At 72.7% G+C, this 25,446-nt stretch carries 19 protein-coding genes; 9 read left to right on the forward strand and 10 right to left on the reverse strand.

From position 1 onward, the window contains the following. Positions 1 to 37 precede the first annotated feature (37 nt). The 5 genes from BT364_RS11360 to BT364_RS11380 are packed head-to-tail and all read left to right on the forward strand — an operon-like array spanning position 38 to position 10,332. Positions 38 to 3,658, forward strand: a complete 3,621-nt coding sequence (locus tag BT364_RS11360; protein WP_072485030.1) for a WGR and DUF4132 domain-containing protein — start codon at positions 38 to 40, stop codon at positions 3,656 to 3,658. Next, positions 3,655 to 4,791, forward strand: coding sequence for an AAA family ATPase (locus BT364_RS11365; protein WP_072485031.1), 1,137 nt, complete (start codon positions 3,655 to 3,657; stop codon positions 4,789 to 4,791). The genes BT364_RS11360 and BT364_RS11365 overlap by 4 nt, the downstream gene beginning before the upstream one ends. Continuing rightward, the gene (locus tag BT364_RS11370; RefSeq protein WP_072485032.1) at positions 4,791 to 7,136 is read left to right on the forward strand and encodes a DUF5682 family protein; all 2,346 of its coding nucleotides are present in this window, start codon (positions 4,791 to 4,793) and stop codon (positions 7,134 to 7,136) included. Before BT364_RS11365 ends, BT364_RS11370 begins: the two co-directional genes overlap by 1 nt. After that, positions 7,133 to 8,326, forward strand: coding sequence for a VWA domain-containing protein (locus tag BT364_RS11375; RefSeq protein WP_079179405.1), 1,194 nt, complete (start codon positions 7,133 to 7,135; stop codon positions 8,324 to 8,326). Before BT364_RS11370 ends, BT364_RS11375 begins: the two co-directional genes overlap by 4 nt. Continuing rightward, the gene (locus tag BT364_RS11380) at positions 8,323 to 10,332 is read left to right on the forward strand and encodes a hypothetical protein (RefSeq protein ID WP_072485033.1); all 2,010 of its coding nucleotides are present in this window, start codon (positions 8,323 to 8,325) and stop codon (positions 10,330 to 10,332) included. The genes BT364_RS11375 and BT364_RS11380 overlap by 4 nt, the downstream gene beginning before the upstream one ends. A 6-nt stretch (positions 10,333 to 10,338) precedes the next feature. On the opposite strand, the gene BT364_RS11385 is transcribed toward BT364_RS11380, so the two are convergent. From BT364_RS11385 to BT364_RS11410, 6 genes are all read right to left on the reverse strand, one after another. Further along, on the reverse strand, positions 10,339 to 11,685 hold the full coding sequence (locus BT364_RS11385) for a 6-phospho-beta-glucosidase (RefSeq protein ID WP_072485034.1): 1,347 nt from the start codon (positions 11,683 to 11,685) through the stop codon (positions 10,339 to 10,341). A 100-nt stretch (positions 11,686 to 11,785) separates the two neighbouring features. Further along, positions 11,786 to 13,333, reverse strand: coding sequence for a cytochrome P450 (locus tag BT364_RS11390; RefSeq protein WP_072485035.1), 1,548 nt, complete (start codon positions 13,331 to 13,333; stop codon positions 11,786 to 11,788). Positions 13,334 to 13,402: 69 nt separating this feature from the next. Further along, positions 13,403 to 14,017, reverse strand: a complete 615-nt coding sequence (locus tag BT364_RS11395) for a GTP-binding protein (RefSeq protein ID WP_072485036.1) — start codon at positions 14,015 to 14,017, stop codon at positions 13,403 to 13,405. Beyond that, positions 13,998 to 14,369 (reverse strand): DUF742 domain-containing protein, encoded by a 372-nt coding sequence (locus BT364_RS11400; protein ID WP_072485037.1) that lies wholly within the window; start codon positions 14,367 to 14,369, stop codon positions 13,998 to 14,000. Before BT364_RS11400 ends, BT364_RS11395 begins: the two co-directional genes overlap by 20 nt. Beyond that, positions 14,366 to 14,773: a roadblock/LC7 domain-containing protein gene (locus tag BT364_RS11405; protein ID WP_072485038.1), complete on the reverse strand. Its 408-nt coding sequence runs from the start codon at positions 14,771 to 14,773 to the stop codon at positions 14,366 to 14,368. The genes BT364_RS11400 and BT364_RS11405 overlap by 4 nt, the downstream gene beginning before the upstream one ends. Next, positions 14,770 to 16,395, reverse strand: a complete 1,626-nt coding sequence (locus BT364_RS11410; protein ID WP_072485039.1) for a sensor histidine kinase — start codon at positions 16,393 to 16,395, stop codon at positions 14,770 to 14,772. Before BT364_RS11410 ends, BT364_RS11405 begins: the two co-directional genes overlap by 4 nt. Before the next feature lie 430 nt (positions 16,396 to 16,825). On the opposite strand from BT364_RS11410, the gene BT364_RS11415 reads away from it, so the two are divergent. Beyond that, positions 16,826 to 17,650, forward strand: a complete 825-nt coding sequence (locus tag BT364_RS11415; protein ID WP_079179406.1) for an IclR family transcriptional regulator — start codon at positions 16,826 to 16,828, stop codon at positions 17,648 to 17,650. A 71-nt stretch (positions 17,651 to 17,721) separates the two neighbouring features. Here the strand turns inward: BT364_RS11415 and thrS are convergent, their stop codons facing one another. From thrS to BT364_RS11430, 3 genes are all read right to left on the reverse strand, one after another. Next, positions 17,722 to 18,936 carry a threonine--tRNA ligase gene (gene thrS, locus BT364_RS11420; protein ID WP_072485040.1) on the reverse strand — a complete coding sequence of 405 codons (1,215 nt, stop codon included), beginning with the start codon at positions 18,934 to 18,936 and terminating at the stop codon, positions 17,722 to 17,724. Positions 18,937 to 19,154: 218 nt separating this feature from the next. After that, positions 19,155 to 19,661, reverse strand: a complete 507-nt coding sequence (locus BT364_RS11425; protein WP_072485041.1) for a MarR family winged helix-turn-helix transcriptional regulator — start codon at positions 19,659 to 19,661, stop codon at positions 19,155 to 19,157. Further along, entirely contained in the window at positions 19,658 to 21,277 is a 1,620-nt protein-coding gene (locus BT364_RS11430; RefSeq protein ID WP_079179407.1) for an FUSC family protein, read from the reverse strand. Before BT364_RS11430 ends, BT364_RS11425 begins: the two co-directional genes overlap by 4 nt. A 236-nt stretch (positions 21,278 to 21,513) precedes the next feature. Between BT364_RS11430 and BT364_RS11435 the strand changes: the two genes are divergently transcribed. Further along, positions 21,514 to 22,281 (forward strand): VOC family protein, encoded by a 768-nt coding sequence (locus BT364_RS11435; RefSeq protein WP_072485043.1) that lies wholly within the window; start codon positions 21,514 to 21,516, stop codon positions 22,279 to 22,281. A 36-nt stretch (positions 22,282 to 22,317) separates the two neighbouring features. After that, positions 22,318 to 23,679, forward strand: coding sequence for a 3-carboxy-cis,cis-muconate cycloisomerase (gene pcaB, locus BT364_RS11440; RefSeq protein WP_072485044.1), 1,362 nt, complete (start codon positions 22,318 to 22,320; stop codon positions 23,677 to 23,679). A 210-nt stretch (positions 23,680 to 23,889) separates the two neighbouring features. On the opposite strand, the gene BT364_RS11445 is transcribed toward pcaB, so the two are convergent. After that, entirely contained in the window at positions 23,890 to 24,498 is a 609-nt protein-coding gene (locus BT364_RS11445; protein ID WP_072485045.1) for a GNAT family N-acetyltransferase, read from the reverse strand. Between the two features lie 92 nt (positions 24,499 to 24,590). Between BT364_RS11445 and BT364_RS44120 the strand changes: the two genes are divergently transcribed. Further along, a complete protein-coding gene (locus BT364_RS44120; protein ID WP_371268578.1) occupies positions 24,591 to 25,406 on the forward strand; it encodes a solute carrier family 23 protein in 816 nt (271 codons plus the stop codon). Positions 25,407 to 25,446: the final 40 nt, after the last annotated feature.

Raw genomic sequence — 25,446 nt, forward strand, 5'->3', positions numbered from 1 at the left:
GCGGCGGAGCGGGCTGCGGGCGGGAAGGGGCGGAGCCGTGCGCCGCTGGGAATATGTCGAGGGCACTGCGTCGAAGTTCTGGGAGACCGAGGCCGAGGGCGCCGTGGTGACGGTGCGCTACGGACGGTGCGGAAGCGACGGACGTACTCAGACCAAGGAGTACGCGTCGGCCGAGGCCGCGGCGGCACAGGTCGTCAAGACGATCGCGGAGAAGGAGAAGAAGGGGTACCGCGAGGTCGCGGCGTCGGCTTCGGCCCCCGCTGCCGCTGTCGCCGCTCCCGCTCCGGACGCCACGACAGCCTCGGCCGCTCCCGGTGCGGTTCCGCAGGAGGACACACCCGTTCTCCCTGACGAGGACACCTTCACCCTGCCCGCCCACTGGAAGCGGGTGCTCCACCCCCGGCGCGGCGGAGTGCGCCGAGGGCCGGTCAGGATCCGGCGGGAGGCGTTCGACACGATCGAGGCCAGGCTCGCGGAAGACGCCGCCTGGATCCAGGAGTTCGCGGACTCGCCGCGTTCGGACGCCGCGGCGGCCGAGTCGCTGCGCGCACACTTCGGCGGAAGTCCCTCACCGGCCGGTGCCGCCGCGCTGGCCTCGATCGTGAACGTATCGGGGTGGGCAGACTTCTGGTCCGAGCGTTACGGCCTGCCGTTCGCCGCAGTGACCGCGACCGAGGTGTTCTCGGTCGACGCCGACTGGCAGCAGAGCGGCCTCCAGCGGGGCGCGCCCCGGCTGCTGGCGCTCGCGGGGCCCCGCCACTCGTACTGGTCCTGGCATCACCGGGCGCCGATCGACCGGGTCCGTGCGCTGCTCGCCGCGGCCGACGAAGAGACCTACCGGGCGGCGGTCGAGGCACTGGCCAGGTGCCGCACCGACGTCATGCGCAGGATCATCGTTTCCTACCTGGTGCCGAGCGAGACCCACTGGGTGGACGAGCTCTGCGCGGATCCCGCGGTGGGCGCGGAGCAGGACCGCACCCTGCGTGCCATGGTGTTCAGCTCGCTGTACTCGGCCGACCAGCTGGCGCTGCTCCCCTACCGCCCGGACTTCACCCTCGGTGTCGCGATCATCGCCACGGTGGCCGAGGGCATCGGGCCGGCCGTCTCCCAGCCGCTGGCCGCCACGCTCGACGGCAACCACTACTACTCGGACGACGTGAAGCTCGCCGCCGAGGCGCTGGCGGAGCTGCCCACCGACGAGGCCTTCCTCGGGCTGCTGGCGCATGCGGACTCCAAGCATGTCCGCCCCTCGCTCCTGGAAGCCATGCGCCGCTATCCGGTGCGTGCGGTGCGTCTGCTGGCCGCGGAGGCGGGTGGCGGTTCGGCTGCGGCGTCCCGGTCCTTGCAACTGCTCCGGAGTCATGTCGGCGCCTGCCGTGAGCTGCTGACGCCGGTGCTCGGCGATCTCGGACCCGAGGTCGTGGAGATCGTCGAACCGCTGCTCAATCCGGCGGACCTCATCGCCGACGCACCGGCGGACGCCCTGCCGGCGGTGCTGACGGCCCCGCCGTGGTCCCGGCCCCGCACCACCGTCAAGACCAAGGCCGTGACAGGGCTGACCGCGGTGTCCGAGCCCTCCCTGGAGTGGCTGCCCGAGGAACAGGCCGCCTGGGCGGCCACCTCCTCCTGGTACACCACCAAGCAGAACAACGCCGATCTGAACGAGTACGTCGACGTCCTGCGCCACAACCCGGCCGGGGAAGGTCTGCGGCCGGCGTGGGTGTTCGTCCACGGCGACGAGGAAATGGTCGCCCCGCTGCTCGCGACCTGGGATCCGACCGACCTGTGGGACGCCGAGGACACGCTCAGGCCGATCGCCGCCCGTTTCGGCCTGGCCACGCTGCCGTTGCTGCTGCGCGCCGTGCCCCGGCAGCCGAGTACGCTCGCCCCGCTGCTGCTCCCGTACGTCGATGTCGAAGTCGCCCGGGCCATGGCCAACTGGGCGGTCCGGCTCAAGTCCACTGCGACGACCGCCCGTGCCTGGTTCACCCGGCACGGCGTGGCGGCCGCCCCGCTCCTGGTGCCGGACGCCGTGGGCAAGGCGGGCACCGCGCGGCGCTCCGCCGAGCAGGCGCTGACGCTGATCGCCACGGTGCACGGCGACGCCGTGGTGCGCGAGGCCGCCCGGGGGTACGGCGCGGAGGCGGCGGCCGCGGTGGACGGGCTGCTGGCCGCGGACCCGCTGGAGCGGGCACTGCCCGCCAAGATGCCGGTGCTGCCGGGCTGGGCGGAGCCCTCGGTGCTGCCGCAGATCCTGGTCCGGTCCGGCGGCGCGCTGCCGGTGGCGTCGGCGCGCCATGCCCTGATGATGCTGGCGCTGTCGAAGCCCGGTGAGGTGTATCCGGGAATCGCCGCGCTGACCGAAACGGCCACAGCCGATTCGCTCGCCGAGTTCGCGTGGGCCCTCTTCGAGCAGTGGCGGCTGGCGAACATGCCGGCGAAGGAGTCGTGGGCCCTGCACGCGCTGGGGCTGCTGGGTGACGACGGGACGGTCCGCCGGCTCACGCCGATCATCCGTGCCTGGCCCGGTGAGGGGGCACACCACCGGGCGGTGGAAGGGCTCGATGTGCTGGCGTCCATCGGCAGCGATGTGGCGCTTCTGCATCTGCACGGCATCTCGCAGCGGGTGAAGTTCAAGGCGCTCAAGGTGCGGGCCCAGGAGAAGATCGCCGAGGTCGCCGCGGGGCTGGGGCTGACCGGGGAGCAGCTCTCCGACCGTCTGGTTCCGGACTTCGGCCTGGACGCGGACGGCTCGACCGTCGTCGACTACGGCACCCGTTCGTTCACGGTCGGTTTCGACGAGCAGCTGCGGCCGTACGTGCTGGACGGTGACGGCAAGCGCCGCAAGGACCTCCCGAAGCCCGGCGCCCGGGACGACGCGGAGCTCGCCCCCGCGGAACGCAAGCGGTTCATGGCGCTCAAGAAGGACGTCCGGACGGTCGCCTCGGACCAGGTGAGGCGGCTGGAGGCCGCGATGGTGGCCGGACGGTCCTGGACGGCCCAGGAGTTCCAGGAGCTGTTCGTCGGTCATCCGCTGCTGTGGCACCTGGTGCGCCGGCTGGTGTGGCTGAGCGGGACGGACGGTGCAGCGCGCACGGCGTTCCGGGTCGCGGAGGACCGTACGTTCGCCGACGCCGAGGACGATGTCTTCGTCCTGCCCGACGACGCGACCGTGCGGCTCGCGCACCCGCTGCACCTGGGCGACGAACTGACCACCTGGGCCGAGGTGTTCGCCGACTACGAGATCCTGCAGCCGTTCCCGCAGCTCGGGCGCACCGTGCTCACGCTGCCCGAGGAGGAGGCCGGGGAGTACCGGCTCACCCGGTTCGAGGGCCTCAAGGTGCCGATCGGGAAGGTGCTCGGGCTGGAGCGGCGCGGCTGGCGGCGCGGTGTCCCGCAGGACGCCGGGGTGGAGCGCTGGATCTCCAAGCGGCTGAGCGACGACTGCTACCTCGTGATCGCACTGGATCCCGGCATCGCGGTCGGTGTGGTCGACATGTTCCCCGAGCAGGTTCTGGAGACGGTCTGGCTCGACGATCAGCCCGACGACCACTGGACGCGGCGCACCCACTCGCTCCGGTTCACCGGCTTGGACGCGGTGACCCTGTCCGAACTCCTCGTCGACCTGGCCGAACTCACCGAGGGCGTCGCATCGTGACCGAGCGGGACGAGATCCGTGGTGAGGCACCGGACGGCGATGCGGCACCGGTTCAGCGGCCCCCGGCCGAGGTGCGGTACGCCGAGGAGCTGGCGGCCCTGCGGGCGGACGACCGCGATCCGAGTCCGCCCGGTTGGGAGCTGAGTCTGCGTGCCGCGCGCCGGTTCATCATCGGTGACGTGGAGACGGGCATCAGCCGGAAGTTCGTCGGCAACCCTTCACTGGTGGACCGGGCTCTGGTGACGCTGGCGACGAGCCGCGGGCTGATGCTGGTCGGAGAGCCGGGCACCGCCAAGTCGCTGCTGTCCGAACTGATCGCGGCAGCGGTCAGCGGGGACTCGACGCTGACGGTGCAGGGCGGTGCAGCCACCACCGAGGACCAGATCAAGTACGGCTGGAACTACGCGCTGCTGGTCGCCGAGGGGCCCTCCACCCGGTCGCTCGTCCCCGCCCCGATGCTGCGGGGCATGGCGGAGGGCAGACTCGTCCGGTTCGAGGAGATCACCCGCTGTCCGCTGGAGGTGCAGGACTCGCTGTTGTCGCTGCTCTCCGAGCGGGTGGTGGCCATCCCCGAGCTGACCGGGCCCGACGGCATGGTCTTCGCCCGGCAGGGCTTCAATGTCATCGCCACGGCCAACACCCGGGACCGGGGTGTCAATGAGATGAGCGCTGCCCTCAAGCGGCGGTTCAACTTCGAGACGGTCTTCCCGATCCCCGACCTGGACACCGAGCTGGCCCTGGTGGAGGCCGAGGTGACGACCTTGCTGCGACGCTCCGGAGTGGAGCCGCCGCCGGACCGGGATGTGCTGGAGGTCCTGGTCGGTACGTTCCGGGAGCTGCGCTCGGGGTCCGGTGAGCGGAGCGGTTCCGGCGCCGGTCCGGACCGGCCCTCGGCGGTGATGAGTACGGCGGAGGCCGTGTCCGTCGCCCATGCCGTGGGGGTGCGCGGCTGGTTCCTGCGTGGCGAGCCCGGCAGTGCCGCCGATGTGGTGGCCTGTCTGGCCGGTACGGCGGCGAAGGACAGCCCGGAGGACCTGGCCCGGTTGCGCCGCTATCTGGAGCAGCAGGTGCCGCACCGTCGCGGTCCGCAGTGGAAGGCCCTGCACGACGCACGCCATCTGCTGGCCGACTGATGTCCGCGGTGTTCCTGGGGGTGCGTCACCACTCCCCCGCCTGCGCACGGCTGGTCGAGCGGACCATCGGTGAGCTCCGGCCCGCCCAGGTGCTGATCGAGGGCCCCGCCGAGATGAACGGGCGGCTGGACGAGCTGCTGCTCGGACACGAGCTGCCGGTCGCGGTGTTCAGTCACTACCGCGACGAGGAGCGGGCCGCGACGTCCTGGGCCCCGCTGTGCGACTACTCGCCGGAGTGGGTCGCGCTGCGGGCGGGGCGGGCGGCCGGGGCGGAGGTCCGCTTCATCGATCTGCCGGCCTGGCATCCGGCCTTCGCCGAGCGCACCAATCGCTATGCCGACGCGGAGGCGCGCTATGCGGAGGCGACGGAGCGGCTGTGCCGGCACTTCGCGGTGGACTCCTCCGACGCTCTGTGGGACCGCCTGTTCGAGGTCGAACCGGCCGAGGGTCTCACCGAGCGGCTCGACGCGTACTTCGCGCTGGTCCGCGGTGACGCGGAGGCCGACGCGGGCGACCGGGCGCGGGAGACGTACATGGCCGCGTGGGTGCGCGCGGCGGTGGATGCCGCCGGGGACCGGCCGGTTCTGGTGGTCACCGGCGGCTTCCACCAGCCCGCGCTCCGCGCGCTCGCCGGATCCGGTGAGCCGGGCGGCTCGGGCGACGACTGGGAGCGGGGCGAGGACGGCTGGCCCCGGGTGCCCGCCCCGCCGGACGGCGCCATGGCCGGGAGTTTCCTCGTGCCCTACTCCTTCCGGCAGTTGGACGCGTTCGCCGGGTACCAGTCGGGGATGCCGTCGCCCGGCTACTACCAGCGGGTGTGGGAGGCGGGTCCCGAGGCCGCGGCGGACGGCTTGCTGCGGGTGGTCGTCGAGCGGCTGCGGGCACGGAAGTTCCCGGTGTCCACCGCCGATCTGATCGCCGCCCGGAGCCTGGCCCAGGGGCTCACGGCACTGCGCGGCCATCCGCGCCCCGCCAGGATCGATGTGCTGGACGGCCTGGCGGGCGCCCTGATCACGGACGACCTGGACCGCCCGCTGCCGTGGACGGGCCGGGACACCATGACGGCGGGTGCCCATCCCGCGGTGGTCGAGATGGTCGCGGCCTGCGGCGGCGACCGCACCGGGCGGCTCCATCCCGGCACTCCGGCGCCGCCCCTGGTCCACGACGTCGCGGCGCAGCTGGCCGGGCTGGCGCTCGACGGCGGCCCGGAAGCCACCTACCGCCTCGACCTCACGGACGCCGCCGGTCTGGAACGCAGCCGGACGCTCCACCGACTGCGGGTGCTGGGGATCCCCGGCCATGTCCGGACCGCCGGTCCCGCGCACGGTGTGGACCCGGTGTTCACCGAACGCTGGGAGGCGCGGTCCGTCGCGGGGCGCGAGGCCGCGCTGGTGGAGGCAGGGGCGTACGGGGCGACTCTGGCCGAGGCGGCGGCTGTCGCACTCACGGAGCGGACGCGGGCCGGCTCGGCGGAGGCCGATCACCTGGCGGGGGCGCTGTTCGACGCCGTGCTGTGCGGGACGGACGGTCTCTCGGACCAGCTGCTCGGCGAACTCGCCACCCGTGTACGCGAGTTGCCCATGCCCGGCCCGCTCGGGGAGGTGCTCGCCACGGCGCTCGGGCTGTGGCGGCACGACCGGGTGTTCGGCATGGCACGCGGTCCGCTGCTCGGCACCGTGATCGACGGGTCGACGGAGCGGCTGCTGTGGCTCCTGGAGGGTGCGCGCGGCTCGTCAGGGGTGGACCTCCCCCGGCTGCGGGCCGTGGTCGCGGTGCGCGACGCGGTGCTGCACGCACCGGAGTTGCTCTCCCTGGCCCGGGAGACCGCGGCCGGCATCGCCTGGCGGATCGCGGGCGACCCCGAGGCACCGATCGATCTGCGCGGGGCCGCGTTCGGACTGCGCCGCTCGCTCGGGCAGGTACCGGGCGCGGCCGGAGACCCGGCCGAGGCGGTGCGTACGGTGGCGAGGGCCGGCACGGACGCCCTCGGCGACTGGCTGGCCGGGCTGTTCGCGCTCGCCCGCGACGAGGTGACGGGCGCGGTGGGCAGCGACGACGGCGAGGGTGCCGAATCGCTGATCGATGTGCTGGACGGCCTGGTCTGCGCGCTGCCCGACGACGAGTTCCTGTCCGGGCTGCCCGCGCTGCGGCAGGCCTTCGCGTTCTTCCCGCCGCGCGAGCGGGACCGGATCGCCGGCCGTCTGCTGGAACGGCGCGGGGTGCGCGGCTCGTCGCGTTCCCTGCTGCGGACCACCGCGGACCCCCTGCTGATCGCCCGGGCCCGCGCCCTGGAGGAATCCGTGTCCCGACTGCTGGACCGCTACGAACTGGAAGCCACCCCATGACCACGCCCGAACAAGCACCCGGCCGGGCGCCTGTGCCCGGAGAGGAGCCCGGCACGGCTCCCGACGCGGGCCTGGAGCGGTGGCGGCTGGTCCTCGGCTCCGCCGCCGAACGGCACACCGGGCCCCTGGGGCCGGGCAACGCCGGCCGCGACGCCGCCCTCGACTGGCTCTACGGCCGCGACCCCGACCTCGCCCGGCGGGGGGTGCGCCGTTCCGGCACCACCGCCCGGGAGGGCGGCGACGGCCCGTCCGCGGTGACCGCGATCGACTGGCTCGACGACATTCACCGGCTCTTCCCGAAGGAGACCATCGAGCGTCTGGAGCGCGACGCCGTCGAGAAGTACGGGATCCAGGAGATCGTCACCGACCCCGCGGTGCTGGAGCGGGTCGAGCCGAGCCAGACCCTGCTCCGTGCCGTGCTGCGCACCAAGCATCTGATGAATCCGCAGGTGCTGCGGCTGGCCCGGCGCATCGTCGAGTCGGTGGTGAAACAGCTCCTGGCCAGGCTCCAGCCGGAGATCCGCCGGGCCTTTAACGGCACCCGCTCCCGCAGGCCGAGCCAGGTCCCGCTGGCGAGGGACTTCGACTTCCGGCAGACCGTGAAGGCCAACCTCGCCCACTACCAGCCCGCCGAACGGCGCCTGCTCATCGAGCGCGCCCACTTCCACTCCCGTGCCCGGCGCCATGTGACACAGTGGCAGCTGATCCTGCTGGTCGACCAGTCGGGCTCGATGGCCGGATCGGTCATCCACTCCGCGGTGACCGCCGCGTGCCTGTGGGGTCTGCCCGGTCTCAAGACGCATCTGGTCGCCTTCGACACCCAGGTGGTGGACCTGACCGCCGACGTGAGCGATCCGGTGGAGCTGCTGATGCGGGTCCAGCTGGGCGGCGGCACCAACATCGCGCGGGCCGTGGAGTACGGCGCGGGCCTGGTGGAGAACCCCCGGCGCACGATCGTCGCGCTGATCACCGACTTCTACGAGGGGGGCGACCCCTACCGGCTGGTGCGGGCGGTGCGGGGGCTGGTGGAGCAGGGCTCGACCGTGCTGGGGCTGGCCGCGCTCGACGAGGACGCCGAGCCGGACTACGACCGGCTGACGGCCGGGAAGCTCGCCTCGGCCGGGGCGCACGTCGGGGCGATGACACCGGGCCGGCTCGCCGAGTTCGTGGCCGAGAGGCTGGGCCGATGACCGACGCGGGAACCAGCACCGCCGTGCGCCCCGATCTGCTCGCCCTCACTCCGGAGACCCTCGCCGCGCTGGCCAACCGCGGCCTGGTCAAACGCGCCACGAAGGAGCTGGACGCGGGGACGGTGCCCGCGCTCACGACCGATCCGGACACCACGGTGCGCGCCCGCTTCGCCGACGGCACCACCGCGGCGCTGCCGCCCGGCACCGGTCTGGACGAGGGCGACTGCAGCTGCGTCGCACCAGGGGTGTGCCGCCACCTCATCGCCCTGGTGCTGGCCCATCAGCGCGTTGCCGCGGCCGATCCGGGCAGCGCCCCCGCCGCGTTCACCGACTGGTCCCCCGGCGGCACCGGCGACGCGGCTCTGGCCGAGGCCGTCGGCGCCCGCCCCCTCGCCGCGGCCCGACGCACCTTCGAGCGGGGTTACGCCGCCGTGGTGCACCGCCCCTCCCCCGATCACCCCGAGCCCCGGGTCGAGCTCCCCACCTGCGCGGTGCGTTTCCCGGTCCCCGGCGAGATCGCCTACGCGTTGACGGACGCGGCGGCCGCGCTGCGCGGCGAGGTGGTGGCGCTCGCGGTATGGGCGTTCCAAGCCGCCGACGCCATGGACACCGAGGAACGTTCCGTACCGGTCCAGGTCGGTGGCCGCCCCACCGCACCGGCCACGACCCTGCCCGCGCTCGACGCGGCCGTGGGGCTGGCGGACGAGCTGCTGGCGGAGGGCGTGGCCCATGTCGGGCCGGTGCACGGCGGAGCCCTGGCGCGTGCCGGTGCCGCGCTGACCACCGCATCGCTGCACTGGCCGGCGGGCGCGCTCGCCGAGCTGACGGACCAGCTCACGGCGTACGCCGACCGCAACGCGCACTACCGCCCGGAGTCGGTCGCCGCCCTGCTCACCGAGTTGCACGCCCGGCGGCGGGCCGCCGCACATCCCGGTGTGCTCGGCACCCGCGAGGCCGGAGACACCCCGCTGCGCCGGGTCCGGCTCGTCTCGCTCGGCTGCCGCGTCCACGGCACCGCGCAGTCCCTGGTCTCCGAGGTGTACTTCGCCCACCCCGGCGCGGGCACCGTCCTCGTACTGCGCAAGACCTGGACGGCCCCCGAGGGCAAGGAGCTCTCCGCCCACCAGCTGGCCACCCGTCGTGTCCTCGCCACGCCGCTGGGCTCGCTGGCCACCGCAAGCCTGGTCAGCGAGAGCGTCCGGCGCACCCCGAGCCGCGCGCTGACGGTCGCCCGGGGCAGGCTCGGCACGACGACCATCACCCCGGTCGGCGCCGCCTGGACGGAGCTGCCCGACCCTTTGCTCGTACGGGATCTGACCGCCCTGACGGCGGGCTGGGACGGCAGGCCGCCCCGGCTGATCCGGCCGCGGGTCGAGGCGGAGGCGGTCCATGTCGTCGCACTGTCGCAGGTGGAGAGCGTCGGCTACGACCCGGCCGAGCAGCGCCTCGAAGCCGTGGTGCGCGACGCGGCGGGGACCCGGGCGCTGGTGACGTCGGAGTACCGGCCGGAGTGCCCCGGCGCGCTGGACGCCCTGGCCGATGCGCTGGAGGGCGGCGCCACACACATCAGCGGTTCGCTGCACCGGTCCGGCGGTGGAGTCCGGATCGATCCGCTCGCCGTGCTCACCCCGGCGGGGACGGTCGTGCCCGATCTCGCCGCGGGTGACGGTTCCACGGCGCTGGCAGCGGTGGGGCGACGCCCGTCCGAGCCGCTGACGGCGGCGCTGGACGAGGCGATGTCCGCCATGGCTGCGGTGCCGCACAGCGGGCTGCGCCATCTGAACGTCCCCGCCCGCGCCCGGATCGACGAAGCGGCGACCGCGCTCTCCCGCACCGGCCTGACCCGCGCCGCGACCCTGCTGCGCGCCTTCACCGAGACCCTGGACGACGGGGCCATGCCGAACCAGGAGGCCCTCGCCGTCCGTTCCGGGGCGTGGCTGGCGGCCCAGCTCCACCTCCTGGTCAGCAGCGAACTCCGCTCCTCCGGAGCAGGCTCCGGGGCCTGAGGGACGTCAGGGCCGGTTGAGGTAGGCGAGAGAGGGATGGACCTTGATGTACCCGTCGACGAGGCGGTCGGCCACGGTCACCGAGTCGACCAGCGGGTGCAGTGCGAAGGCCTTCACGGCGGCGGCCCGGGAGCCGCTCTCCGCCGCGTCCAGTACCGCGCGCTCGACGGCCTTGACCGCGGTGACCAGTCCGACGGCGTGGTACGGGAGCGGGTCGGCGGCGACGGGATGGGCGCCGTTGGCGTCGACCAGGCACGGCACCTCGATCACGGCGTCCGCGTCGAGCACCGAAAGCGTGGTGCGGTTGCGGACGTCGAGGATGAGCGAGGTCCGTTCGTTGCGGGCGACGGCCCGCATGAGGGCGAGCGCCACCTGCTCGTAGCCGCCGGACTCCAGATCGCTCTCGTCCCGCTCGCCGACCCCGGCGACCTCTCTGTTCTCCGACATGTAGGTGGCCTCGCGCTCGGCGCGAGTGCGGTCCCAGGCGGACAGGGCGGGGGTGGTGGGATCCTTCATCCGGGTGTAGAAGCCCTCCTGCTGCTCGCGGAGGAAGGCGCCGCGGGTCTGCTCGGCGTCCTGGTAGGCGCGTACCGCTTCCCGGTTGAAGTAGTAGTAGTGCAGGTATTCGTTGGGGATGGCGCCCAGCGACCGCAGCCAGTCGGTGCCGAAGAGCCTGCCCTCCTCGAAGGAGCCGAGGAGTTCCGGGTCCGCGAGCAGCCTGGGGAGTTCGTCCCGGCCGTCGACGTACAGTCGGCGGACCCAGCCCAGGTGGTTGAGCCCGACGTAGTCGATCCGGGCCCGGTCGGGGTCGGCGCCGAGCACCCGGGCGATGCGGCGGCCGAGGCCCACCGGCGAGTCGCAGATGCCGATGACCCGGTCGCCCAGGTGACGGGACATGGCCTCGGTGACCAGGCCGGCCGGGTTGGTGAAGTTGATGACCCAGGCCTCGGGGGCGAGCCGGGCGATGCGCTGTGCGAGGTCGACGGCGACCGGCACGGTGCGCAGGCCGTACGCGATGCCGCCGGCGCCGACCGTCTCCTGGCCGAGTACGCCTTCGTCGAGGGCCACCCGTTCGTCGGCCGCCCGGCCTTCGAGTCCGCCGACACGGATCGCCGAGAAGACGAAGTCGGCGCCGCGCAGTGCTTCGTCGAGTTCGGTGGTGGCGGTGACGGTGGGCGCGTCCGGTACGCCGGCGGCCTGTTCGCCGAGCACCCGGGCCACGGCGGTGAGCCGGCCGGCGTCGGTGTCGTAGAGGGTGACCGCCGTTACGCGGCCTTCGGCGTGGTCGGCGAGCAGCGCCCCGTACACGAGTGGAACCCGGAATCCGCCGCCGCCCAGAATTGTCAGCTTCACGCTTGTGCATGGTACGGCCCGGGGCCGTGTCCGCGAAGTAGCGCCGTCTGCCCTCAGGGCAGGCGGGACTTTACGGGCAGGGCCCCGGGTGCAGGTCGGGTCAGCTGCCGCTCCACCAGCGCGAAACGGCCCGCCACAGCCGCGCCGGCGCGGACTCGCCGCGCTGCTGCGGGATCCGGCCGACGGGGGACGGTGCAAAGGCCGCGCCCTCCGACTCGTCGACAGCAGTGGCCGTCGCACCCGTGGGCGCGGCGGCCGGGGCGCGCCCGGGGGTGGGTGCGGTGTGCCGGACCGTCGACTGCACCTCCCAGTCCTGGCGCGGCGGGTTGGGCCTCCCCATGGACGGCGGTTCCTTGTCGTCCTGCGGGGCGCGCGCGGCGAAGTCCGCCGGGAGCTCCACCAGGTGCCGGCCCATGATGTTCCCGATCCAGCTCAGCTCGCTCTCCTCGACGGCGAGTTCGAGGTCGGGCAGTCGCATCAGCAGGGCGTCGACACCGACGTCCGCGATGGCGCGTCCGATGTCCTGGCCGGGGCATTCGTGGGGGCCGCCGCTGAAGGCGAGGTGGGCGCGGTTGCCCGCCATGTCGGCGGTCAGATCGGGCCGGACCACCGGGTCGGTGTTGGCCGGTGCGATGCCGACGATCAACGCGTCACCGGCCTTGATCTGCTTGCCGCCGAGCTCGGTGTCACCGACCGCCCAGCGGCCGAAGACCGCGGTGAACGGCGGCTCGTCCCACAGTGTCTGCTCGACCGCCTCGGGCACCGTCATGTGCCCGCCGCTGAGCCTGGCCCGGAAGCGCGGGTCGGTGAGCACCATGCGCAGGACGTTGGCGATCAGGTTGGCGGTCGCCTCGTAGGAGGCGATGAGGATCAGCCGGAGGTGCTCGCTGACCTCCTGGTCGTTCAGCCCGGCGGGGTGCTCGACGAGCCAGGTGGCGAAGTCGTCCGCGGGTTCGCGCCGGCGGCGCTGGACGAGCCGGGTCAGCGCGTCGAGCACATAGGTGTTGCTCGCGACGGCGGTCGCCGTGCCCCGGGTCATGTCGCGGGCGGCCTGGACCATCCGGTCGCTGTACTCCTCGGGCATGCCGATGATCGCGCACATCACCATCATCGGCAGCCGCTCGGCGAACTGACTGACCAGGTCGACACGGCCCTCCTGGCAGAAGTCGTTGACGAGCCGGTTGCTGTGGCGGTTGACATGGCGGCGGACGCCGCGGGTGTCGATCCGGCCCATGCTGTCGGTGACCGCGCCGCGCAGGCGCTCGTGGGTGGCGCCGTCGGCGAACACACACATCGGCTGCCAGGTGAAGATCGGGGCCAGCGGGTGGTCCGGGGCGACGCTGCCGTTCTGCAGGGCCCGCCACCGCCGGGAGTCGCGGGAGAACTGCGAGGGCGTACGGGTCATGTGCAGGTTCTCGCTGTGCCCGAGGACCAGCCAGGCGGGCACGTCCCCGTGGAGCAGCACGGGGGCCACGGTGCCGTGTTCGGCTCGCAGCTTGTCATAGAGCCCGTGGGGGTCCCGCTCGGCCTCCGGGCCGTAGAACCGGCGCAGTCCGCCGGGGCCGATGCCGAGGCCGTGGGCCGGGCATTCGGGGGGCGGAACCGGCCCCTGGGCCGCTCCGGGCTCGTAGTGGAATGGGGTTGTCACGATCGCTCCAGGGATCAGGCTTCCAAGTACCGGACTGATGGGGATGCGCGCGGGGGGTTGGTACTGCGGTCAGGCGAGCGGGAGGGCCAGACTGTGCAGGTAGCGCATCAGGGTCATCAGCACGTCGCGGCTGGAGCCGCGCAGTCGGGCGTCGCAGTCGATCATCGGGACCTCCTCGGGGAGGTCCAGGGCGCTCCGCAGCGCCTCGACGGGGTGTTTCGGGGCGTCGGGGAAGGTGTTGATGGCGACGACGAACGGCACGCCGCGCTCCTCCAGTCTCCCGATGACGTCGAAGCTGACTTCGAGACGCCGGGTGTCGATGAGGACCACCGCGCCGAGGGCACCTTCGAACAGGCCGTTCCACAGGAACCAGAACCGTTCCTGGCCCGGGGTGCCGAACAGGTAGAGGATCAGTTCCTCGCTGATGGAGATCCGGCCGAAGTCCATGGCGACGGTGGTGGCGGTCTTGCTCTCCACCCCGTAGTTGTCGTCCACGCCGACACCGGCCTGGGTCATGGTCTCCTCGGTGGTCAGCGGCCGGATCTCGCTGACGGAACCGACCATGGTCGTCTTGCCGACCCCGAACCCGCCGACGATCACGACCTTCACCGCGGCTGTCGCCGTGGTGGGAAGGACGTCCTCGCGCCGGGGGCCGGTGATCGTGTCAGAGCTTCTGAAGTCCATGCATCACCGCTTCGAGAAGGGACCTGTCCGGGAGAGTGGCGCGGACGATGGGCGCGCGCGATTCGATGAGTCCGGCAGCGAGGAGTTCGGTGAGGAGCGAGGTCACCACGCTGAACGGCAGACCGAGGTATGCCGAGATCTCGGCGACGGATAACGGCGCCTGGCACAGCCGCAGGATCACGGCCTGCTCGGGCTGGACCGTCGGCGTCGGCTGTGCCTGCGCGACGATCATCGTGACCAGGTCAAGCTGTGCCCGCTCGCTGCCGTCGGGATCGCCGGTGATCACATACAGCCGCTCCGGATCGCTCAGTGCCGGATCGGCCTCTCGGCGTTCTCGTCGGGGAGAGTTCATCCGGCCTGCCCGTCGTGGCGCGGCGGACTCGTCAGGTGGGCACCGATCCTGACGACCATGTCGCGCATCCGCGATCCGACGAGTCCCGCATCGACCGTCTCGCCGGCGAGGACCGCGAGGTACGCACCCGTTCCGGCGGCCATCAAGTAGAAGAAACCGCCGGTGACTTCGATGACGACCAGTCGCATGACGCCGTCGCTGTACGGGATTTCGGAGGCGACCGCGGCGGCCAGGCTCTGCAGCCCGGCGCAGGCCGCCGCGAGGCGGTCGGCGACATCGGGGTCGCCGCCGTGCCGGGCGATGCGCAGACCGTCGGCGGAGAGCACCACGATCTGGTGGATGTCCGGTACGTCGTCGGCCAGTTCCTTGAGCATCCAGTCCATGTTTCCCCGCTGCTGGATCACTTCAGGTCTCCCTTGTCCCACGCATCGTCAGAGTCTTCGTCGGTCTTCGGGTCCTGCGGCACGCCGTTGACCGCGTTGGTGAAGGCCTCCAGCCAGAGTCCGGGGGGCTGCTCCTTGCCGCCGGGTCCGTGACCGTTGGTGTGGCCGTTCGTGTAGCCGTTGGTGTAGCCGTTGCGCTGGCCTGCGGTGGGGTCGACGGGCTGGGCCGGGAGGTTGTGCGAGCCCAGGGGCGCCCGGCCGCGGCTGCGGCGCTGCGGAAGCCCGCCCGCGGTCCACTCGGTCACCACGGGGACGTCGTCCTCCATGGCGGCCGCAGGAACGACCGGCCGGGTGACGGGCGCGACCGGCCCGGTGGCGGGTCGCTGGGCCACGGGGGTACGGGGCTTGCGACGGGCCGGCACGACGTGCTTCATGGCCTCCTGGTCGATGTCGCTGGTGGGCCTCGACGTGGCGCCGATGCCGTGCGCGATCCCGGGAGCGGGCCCGGTGGTGATCATGGCGCGGGGCACGATGAGCACGGCGCGGACACCGCCGTACGCGGACTGCCGCAGCGAGACCTGGAGGTCGTACATCCGCGAGAGCCTGCCGACGACGGCCATGCCGAGACGCGGGGACTCGCCGAGGTCGTTCATGTTGGAGCCGGCCTGGGCCCTGGCGAGCATGTTCTCGGCCCGCGAGCGGGCCTCCTCGCTCAGCGAGACGCCGCCGTCCTCGATCTCGATGGCGATGCCGGTCTGCACCTCGACGGCGGTGACGTGCACCCGCGTCTGCGGGGGCGAGTAGCGGGTGGCGTTGTCGAGGAGTTCGGCGCAGGCATGGATGAGCGGCTCGACGGCGGTGCCGATGATGGCGACCTTGGCGATCGAGTGCAGATCGACGCGGGGGTACTCCAGAATCCGCGACATGGCGCCGCGCAGCACGCTGAACAGCGGTACGGGCTTGGGCCACTGACGGCTGGGCCGGGCGCCGCCGAGTACCGCGATGGAGTCGGCGAGGCGGCCGATCAGCGCGGTGCCGTGGTCGATGCGGAGCAGGTCGTCGAAGACATCGGGGTTGCGCCCGTGATGCTCCTCCATCTCGCGCAGTTCGCTCGCCTGGCGATGGACGATCGCCTGGACGCGCCGGGCGACGTTGACGAAGGCGCGCTGCGCGGAGTCACGCATCGCCTCTTCGTTGTCGATGATGTTCAGCACCGTGTAGACGAGGGTGCGCTGGGCGTCGGGGAGGTCGCGGTACAGCTCATCCGCGTCGACGACGTCACGGAGCACCTCTTCGGGCGAATTCCCCACGCGCAGCCGGTGGATGGCGGCCGGCAGGAGCTCCTTGCTGATCCGCACGGTCTCGTCGTCGTGGGTGGCGATGCGCCGCTCCAGATCGGCGAAGCGCCGTTCGTACACCGCGCGCTGGCTGCGCAGGTCGCGAGCCCGGCGGGCGAGTTGGACGCTCAGCGCGACGACCACGGCGGTGGCGACGGCGCCGCACCATACGACTGGTATGCGCACGGCCGCGGAAACCAGTGCCACCGCGGCGGCGGTGGCGCCGCCCATCAGGAGCACGGGCAGCAACACAGCACGAGCGACGGGGACTTCTCGGTCGATCGGCGGTGATTCGACACGAACCATCTAGGACCTCTGGCGGTTGATTCGGGAGGTATGCACGCTTGCAGGGCAGTCGGGAACAAGCGCTCGAATTCATATCAACTCGACTTCACTGCGCGTGAGCTTAGTCAGATCGAATCAGTGCTTCGGCATATTCACCCAACCCCCTGCGCGAGCGCTCCAGCGGTAATAAACTCACGAGTTTTTGCACGCACCGCCGTCACGCGCACACAGGGAGTGATGTCCGGTGCGATCCGGCGTGGGGAAGAGTTGTCCGTCCCGGAGAACGGGACGGTGTCCGAGTCCGTCACGGCATCGAGTCAGGCCAACCTGCCGATCACGTACGGTGGTTGCGGAGGAGGTGGCGCGATCCGGCTCGGTCGGCCACTCCACCGTGTCCCACAGCGCAGGACAGACGCACATGTGATCGAACCGGATCGAAAGGAGCACATTCATGTCGCATGGGCGGGTGGACGGCCCGGTCACCGAACTGACACCGGAGCCGGAAGGGAATGGACACGCCTCGGGGCCGAACCGGGGCTACACCATCGAGTCGCTGGACACCGGGCTCCGGCTGATGCGGCTCTTCCTCACCCATGACACACTCACCGTCTCCGAGGCCGCCGGGCTGCTCTCCGTGGGCCGGTCCACCGCGCACCGGGTGCTCAGCACCCTGGAGGGACGCGGCTTCGCGATCCGGGACTTCTCCGGCCGCGGCTATTCGGCCGGTCCGGAGCTGGTCCGGCTCGGCCGCCCGGCGGGATTCGGCACGGCCGTCCGCGAACGGCTGGGGGCGGTACTGGAGGACGCGCTGCGGCGCACCGGCGAGACGGTGCAGAGTACGGCGCTGATCGGCGACCGGATCATCGTCACCGACGGCCGCGAGTCCCCGCATCCGGTGCGGGTGATGCCGGAAGTCGGCGGTACGCACCCCGCCCACGCCACGTCGGGCGGCAAGATACTGCTCTCCCGGATGACGCCGGAACAGGTCTGCGCCCACTATCCGCACGAGGAGCTGCCCGTGGCCACGCCGGCCACCCTCGCCTCGCGCTCAGCGCTGCTCGCCGAGCTGGAGGAGATCCGCTCCCGCGGATTCGCGGTCAGCCGGGGGGAGTCGGTCCGGGGCATGCACACGGTGGCCGTACCGCTGGCGGGTTCGAGCCGGCGCGACCGGCTCGCCCTGATGGCCTCGGCACCCGCCGACCGCGGCGACGACGCGGCTCTCGCCCGCCGTGCCGGGGAACTGCGCTTGTCCGCATCGCTGTTGGGCACGGTCTGAACGGACCCGGCGGTGCGGGAGGCGGCAGCGGACCACCGTTCCCGGGCGGTCCGCTGCCGTTTCCGCCGTTCCTACGCCCGGAGTTCGATGCTGTGCGCGTCCACCAGCGCGGCGATCCGGGCGAGAACCTCGTCCGCGGGCCGCGGATCGAGCCGGGTTCCGTCGCGCAGGCGCAGGGCCACCTGCCCCTCGGCCGCTTCCCTGGCCCCGATGACCGCCTGGCCGGGCACCAGGCGGGCTTCCCGGATGCGAGCGCCCAGGGTGCCGCGTTCCGGTCCGGCGATCTCGGCCCGCAGCCCCAGGCCGGCACACTGCCGGGCGAGCGCCTCGGCCTCAGGCAGTTCGGCGCCCGAGACCGGGAGGATCGCCAGCTGGGTGGGGGCGAGCCAGGCGGGGAGAGCCCCGCCATGCGCCTCGATCAGATGGGCGACGGCCCGCTCCACGCTGCCGATGATGCTGCGGTGGACCATGACGGGCCGGTGTTTCGCGCCGTCGGCGCCGATGTAGTGCAGTGCGAACCGGACCGGCTGGTGGAAGTCGATCTGGACGGTGGACAGGGTGGACTCCCGGCCCGCACCGTCGACGACCTGGACATCGATCTTGGGGCCGTAGAACGCGGCCTCGCCCTCGGCCGCCTCGTAGGGCACTCCCGAGCGGTCGAGGACCTCGGTCAGCAGAGCGGTGGACCGCTGCCACATCCCGGGGTCGTCGACGTACTTGCCTCCCGGGCCCGGGAGGGAGAGCCGGTAGCGGGCCGCGCTGATGCCCAGGGCCCGGTATGCCCCGCCGATCAGCTCCAGCGCGGCCCGTGCCTCCTCGGCCACCTGGTCCGGGGTGCAGAAGATGTGCGCGTCGTTCAGCTGGATGGAGCGCACCCGGGTCAGTCCGCCGAGCACTCCGGAGAGCTCGGAGCGGTACATGCCGCCCAGCTCGGCCACGCGCAGCGGCAGTTCGCGGTAGCTGTGCGAACGGGAGCGGTAGATGACCGCGTGGTGCGGACACAGGCTGGGCCGCAGCACCACCTGCTCCCCGCCCAGGTCCATCGGCGGGAACATGTCGTCGCTGTAGTGCGACCAGTGCCCGGAGATCTCGTACAGCTCCCGCTTGCCGAGCACCGGCGAGTACACATGCCGGTAGCCCGCCCGCTGTTCGACGGTGCGGATGTACTCCTCCAGGGTGTGTCGCACGGCGGCGCCGTCGGGCAGCCAGTAGGGCAGTCCCGCGCCGATCAGCGGGTCGGTGTCGAACAGGTCCAGCTCGCGGCCGAGCTTGCGGTGGTCGTGCATGGCGGTCTCCTCGCGGTCGTCGGGCGGGTGACCGCAAGGCGAAGCCCCGGGGCACTCGCCCCGGGGCTTCTCACTGCACAGCTGTCAGCGCGCCGGGACACTCTCCGGCGTCGTCGTCATGGCAGCGCGCTTCATGCGGTGGACGCTAGCAGTGGCGCACCGGCGTCCGCGCGGCATTTTTCCGCGCTGTCGGTACGGACCCGCGTACCCGACCCGGTTCAGCGCCGGCCGCCGCCGATCCGTCCCTCCAGCTGCACCAGCAACTCGCTGAGCTGGGCGCTGAGCCGAGTGCGGGACTGCTCGTCGAGGCCGGACAGCACCGCGCGTTCGTACGCGAGCTGCCGGGGCAGCAACGTGTCCACCAGCTCGCGGCCCTGCCCGGTGAGGCGGATGTGGTTGACCCGGCGGTCGCGGTCGTCGCTGCGGCGGTCGACGAGACCGCGCTCCTGGAGGACCCGCAGGCGCTTGGTGACCGCGGCACCGGACGAGAAGGTCTCCCTGGCCAGTTCGCCTGGGGTGAGTTCGCGGTCGGTACGGCGTACGGCACCGAGCAGGTCGAACTCGGCGCGGGTCAGACCGGCGGCGCGCAGCGGGGCGTCCTCCGCCTGCTGGAGCAGGGCAGCGCAGCGGTTGATGCGGCCGATGAGTTCCATCGGTCCGGTGTCCAGCTCCGGGTTGACGGCCTGCCACTGCCGTACCACCGAGGCGACGATGTCGTCGGTCACACCGCTCCGTTCTCCGGGGCGCGGGCGATCGACCCCCGCCGTGTTGCTGTAGCGGCGAGCGTACGGTGTCCGGCCCGCTCGGCGGCGAGGACCTGCTCCTGGGGCAGGGCGCGCTGCCACCACTCGCCCGCCGCGGCGTCGTCCGCCTCGCGCAGTTCGACGAGCGATCCGGTCAGCCTGCGACGGGCGGCGTCGAGCGCGGCGGACGTGGACTGCGGGGCGGCCAGTGTCTGTACGGCGTGGGCGCGGGCCAGGTCGGTGGCGACCAGGGCCTTCTCCAGGCGCCCGGCGGCCCGGCGGTTGGTCACCAGCATGGCGGCGAGCATGCCCGCCGCGGCGCCGGTGACGGTGTCCAGGACCCGGTCGCCGATGAGTTCACCCGCCGGGTGGGTGCCGCCGAATTCCAGGACCAGCAGCGCCATCGGGGTGACGGCGACGGAGCCCAGCCAGTAGTTGCGGGTGATCAGGGCCTCGGCCGCGAAGCCGAAGAACAGGCAGAAGCCGATGAGGGCCAGCGGTCCGGTGCGGCTGACCGGGAGGACGGCGGCGAAGACGAGGACGCCGAGCAGATTGCCGAGGGTGCGCTGGAGGGCCCGGTTCCAGGACAGTGTCACGTTCGCCTGGTACAGGGAGGCGGCGGTGACGATCGCCCAGTAGGGGCGGCCGACGCCGACCGCCTGGGAGACGTATCCGGCCAGGGCGCAGCCGATGAGCGCGCGGGCTCCGATGGGCAGCAGCGGGGAGCCCGGGGCGAGGCTGCGCAGCAGTGCGCGGCGGGCGTCACGACGGCTTCCGCCGTGCCGGGCGGCCCGTTCGGCGTCGATGCCGAACAGTTCCTCGGACGTGCCGGGGGCGGCCGGCGGGGTGGGGACGGGGCCGCGGGCCCGGGTCTGCCGGGCCCAGGTCCGGAGCCGGTCGGGGCCGGGCGCGGGGGCGAGCGGGCAGGTGCCGGGGGTGCCTCCGGCGAGGGCGGCTTCGGCGTGGACCACGAGGCGTTCGAGAGCCCGGCGCGCGGGCGTGGGGCGTCCGGCGGCGAGCAGGGTCTGCCAGGCCCCGTGCACGGCGGCGGCCGCGGTGTGCCGGGTGCGGTGGCCTGGGGCGGCGAGGTACGCCGCGGCGGCGTCGAGGGCGCGGGCCGTCGCCCGGCGCTCCGGGCCCTCCCGGCGCAGGAGTGCGGGGCCGGCCGTGACCAGCCAGGCGATCGCGCCCGCGGCCAGGGTCAGCGCGAGATGGCCGGGCACCTGGCCGAGACGCTGTGGGGCGAATAGCGCGGCGGAGGTGACGAAGGTGAAGATCACCGGTCCGGGCGGTCCGATGCGGGTGGCGTCGCAGAGCGTCTTCTGCCCTGCGGCGAGCAGGGCCCCGACCGCGATCAGCACGGCGGTCGACCCGGTGAGAGAGGCCGTGACCAGGGATATCGCCATGCCGATGACCATGGCGACGACGACTCCGGCGACGGCCCTGGCACGGCGGGCGTACGGCAGGTTGTGGCCGTACAGCGCGCAGAGGGAACCGGCCATCGTGTACATCACGAGGTCGATCCGGTCGACGGCGAAGAGCAGCAGATCCGGTACGGCGGTGGCGACGACCACGCTCAGTGCCGGTTTGAACCACATGTCCGAGGGCCGGGCGAGACGCAGCGGCGCTGCCAGCGGAAGTCTGCGGACGGAGGGCTGCCGGGACCAGGTAGTTGCATCACTCACCCAAATACTTTAACAGGTGTTACACATGTAAAACATTTCTCCCCGATGGCCGCACCGGGCGCGAGGTCATAGCGTTTCGACTGCACAAGGGCGGACATGCTCGAACATGCGTACGCATCGCTCTGCCGACGCCACCACGGAGGAACCGAATGAAGCTCACCGAACCGGTAACCGGCGGCCCCTGCTGGATCGAGCTGAGCACCTCCGACATCCCGGCCGCCAAGTCGTTCTACGCGGCCCTCTTCGGCTGGCGCTCCGAGACCGATCCGCGCGAGGAGGCGGGCGGCTACACGATGGCGCGCCTCGGCGACGCGCGGGTGGCCGCGCTCAGCCCGATCTACCAGCCGGGCCGGCCGACCGCCTGGACGGTCTCGTTCGCCACCGAGGACACGGACGCCACGGTCGATCGGGTGAAGTCGGCGGGCGGCTCGCTGCTGGTCGGTCCGATGGACGTGTTCGACCAGGGCAGGTTCGCGGTCGTCGCCGATCCGTCCGGCGCGGTGTTCTCGCTGTGGCAGAAGCGCGCCTTCTCCGGTGCCGAGCGGCTGAACGACCCCGGGGCGCTCGGCTGGGTGGAACTCGTCACCCGTGAGGCCGACCCGGCGCTCGCTTTCTATCCCGCGGTCCTCGGGTGGACGGTGAACGCCGCGTCCGAGCGGTACACCCAGTGGGGCGTGGCCGGTGAGGACTTCGGCGGGATGCTGATCATGGACGACAGGTTCCCGCCGGAGGCGCCGCCGAACTGGCTGCCGTACTTCACCGTGACGGATGTCGACGCGACGGCCGCCACCGCTCAGGGGGCCGGTGGCGAACTGCTGATGCCGCCGACGGACATCCCGGACGGACCACGGATCGCGGTCGTCCGGGACCCGCAGGGTGCGGTGTTCGGCATCCACCGGACCGGCAGCGAAGGCTAGGGCCGAGTGGCCCCGGGGTCTCCTGGAGTTCAGCCGATGTACGAGAGCGACGCCGGACTGCTCGCCCCCGGGCGGGCCGGCTCCCCCGCCGAGACGGCCACCGGCGACAGCGCCCTGCTGCAGGCGATGCTCGACGCCGAGGCGGCGCTCACCCGGGCCCAGGCCGTATGCGGGCTCGCCCCCGCGGAGGCGGGGCGGGCGGTGACCTCGGCGGCGGCCGACGCGGGCCGCTTCGACGTACGGGACCTGGCGCTGCGCGCACGCGCGGGCGGCGATCCGGCCGTCCCGCTGGCCATGGCCCTCGCCGCCGCGGTGGAGCCGGACGTCCGGCCGTATGTGCACCGGGGCGCGACCGGCCAGGACATCCTCGACACGGCCGCCATGCTCGTCGCCGCGCGGACCCTGGCGCCGCTCCTCGACGACCTGGCGCGGAGCGCGGACTCGGTGGCGCGGCTCGCCACCGCGCACCGCAACACCCCGATGGCCGGCCGGACGCTCACTCAGCACGCCGTGCCGACCACCTTCGGGCTCAAGGCGGCGGGGTGGCGGTCGCTGATCCTCGACGCGAGGGACCGGCTCTCAGCCGTACGGGAGTCGCTTCCCGTACAACTCGGCGGCGTGGCAGGCACGTTGGCCGCCTTCGAGGCGTACGCGCCCACCGAGGACATCGACGGGATCGACCCGGGGCTGCCCCTGGTCCAGGCATACGCGGGCGAACTCGGTCTCGCCGAACCGCTGTTGCCGTGGCACACCCTGCGCACCCCGATCGCCGATCTGGCGGGCGCGCTCGCGTTCACGGCCGGTGCGCTCGGGAAGATGGCGGCCGATGTGCTCAATCTGTCCCGTACCGAGATCGGCGAGGTCACCGAGGGGCAGGGCGACGATCCGTCCGTCATGACACACCGGGCCGATCCGGTGCACGCCACGCTGATCGCTGCGGCCGCCCGTCGCGCCCCCGGGCTTGCGGCGACGCTGTACGGCTCGCTCGCCGCCGAGGACGAGCGGCCGGCCGGGGCCTGGCACGCCGAGTGGGAGCCGCTGCGCGAACTGCTGCGGCTGGTGGGCGGGGCCGCGCACCACGCCGCCGAACTCACCGGCGCGCTGCGCGTCGTCCCGTACGCCATGCGGGAGAACCTCCAGTTCACCGACGGGCTGATCGTCTCGGAGCGGCTGGCCGCCGTGTTCGCCGAACGGATCGGCCGCAGGCGTGCCGAGGAAGTCCTGCTCAGCGCCGCCGACCGGGCCCGCGCGGAGACCACGGACCTGGCCGACGTGCTCGCCGACGTGCTCGACGAGGAGCCCGGACTCGCCGGTCTCGACCTGGGCGAACTGACCGACCCCGCCCGGTACACCGGCTGCGCGGGCTCCCTCACCGACCGCGCGCTCGACCGCGGCTGACCGATCTGCTCACCGGGCGCACGGCTGCGGTCGACGCGGCGCTGCTGGTGCCGCTGCCTGTGGTGCTGGTGGCCGGGTTCGTGGTGGCGCTGCGCATCCGCCGCACCTACCCCGAGCGGTACGCGCGGCTCAACGAGGTGGAGTCGAGCGGGACTGAGCAGCGCGGCTGCGCGGGGGCGACGCGAACGGCCGGCACCGCGTCCGTCGCGGTCAGCCGGTCGCCTCGTCCCCGCGGAGCCTGGCGTGCAGATGCATGTCGTGCCAGCCATCGGCATGCAGATGGGAGTGGCGCCGGGTGCCCTCCAGCGCGAAGCCCGTCTTGGCCGCCACCCGGCAGGACGCCTCGTTCAGCACGGAGTGCGCGAGTTCGAGCCGCTCGAACCCGATCTCGTCGAAGGCCCAGTGCACGAGCGTCGAAACGGCCCGGGGCGCCACGCCCCGGCCGCGGGCCGCCGGCAGCACCCAGTAGGCGCATTCCGCCATACCGATCTCCGGTACCAGGGAACGGAGCGAGACCCGGCCGAGCACTTCCCCGATCCCGTCGCCGGCCCCCTCGGGGCGTACGACGGCCCAGTGGGCCGCGGTCTCGCTGTACCAGGCGTCCTGCCATTGCTCGATCCAGTCGCGCGCCTCGTCCTCGCTGTCGGCCCGGCGCAGATGCCAGTGCTGGATCGCCGGATCCGAGAAGGCGGCGACGACCGCCGGTGCGTCCTGTCGCCGCCACGGCCGCAGGAGCAGATCGTCGGCGACGGCCAGAGCCGGTTGGGCGCAGTCCGCGAGGCGACCCGGAGCGAGGTGGGGCGGCACCAGGTACGGCATGGACGCATCTTCGCACGGGGCGGAAGCCATCGGGGCCGATCGCGCACCGGCCGGCCCGCCCGTCAGCCCACCTGCTCGTCGGTCGCCTGGACGTGATCGGCGATGCCGGCCACGAGGACCCTGGTGCCTCGCTGGGCGCCGGGATCTTCGGTACGCCGCTGATGGTGACGAGCGCCGAGAACAACGGCATCGTCCGGCTGACCCGGGTGCGCAGCCGGTTCGTCACGGCGGGTGCAGGGGTGCTGCTGATCGTGTGCGGTCTGATCACACCGCTCACCCGGCTGCTCGCCGCCATTCCGGAGCCGGTGGTCGGCGCCGCGGGGCTGATCATCTACGCGGTGATCGCGACGATGGGGTTCGGCATGCTCAGCCGCGAGAACCTCGGCCACGGCACCAACGGCATCGTGGTCGCACTCGCGCTCTGTGTCGGGCATCCACCCCCTGCACCCCTCATTGAAACTTCACACACCGCGTACGATGACGGGATGACCGGGTTGAGCGAAGGGACGCGCCGACGAACACAGGGCACCTGCGCGTCGGCCGTGTCCGGCTGGCTGTTCGTGCTCTTCGCCATGGTCTCGTGCTGCTCGATCACGGCCCCGGCCGCGCACGCCTCCGGCGACCGGCCGGCGACCGTCGCCCGGACCATCACGCCCACGCACCAGGCGCTCGCACGGATCGTGGTGGCCGACTCCCCCGAGGACCGGGGCACGGGCAGCTCCTGCCACGGACCCTCCGAGCACTCGACCCCGGTCGTGCTGCCGGGCCAGAGCGCACCCGCGGCCCTTCCCGGCACGACCGTCACCGCTCCTGTCGCCCCGCTGACCGGCGCGGCCGCGATCCGCGGCCCGTCCAACGACGCCGTGCGGGAAGTCGACCATCTCCGTCTGCAGGTTCAACGGATCTAGAGGCAGGCCCCCGTTCCCCGGGACACCCGGGGAACGGCCT

Origin of the sequence: Streptomyces atratus (assembly GCF_900119365.1) — a bacterium.
GTDB lineage: Bacteria > Actinomycetota > Actinomycetes > Streptomycetales > Streptomycetaceae > Streptomyces > Streptomyces atratus_B.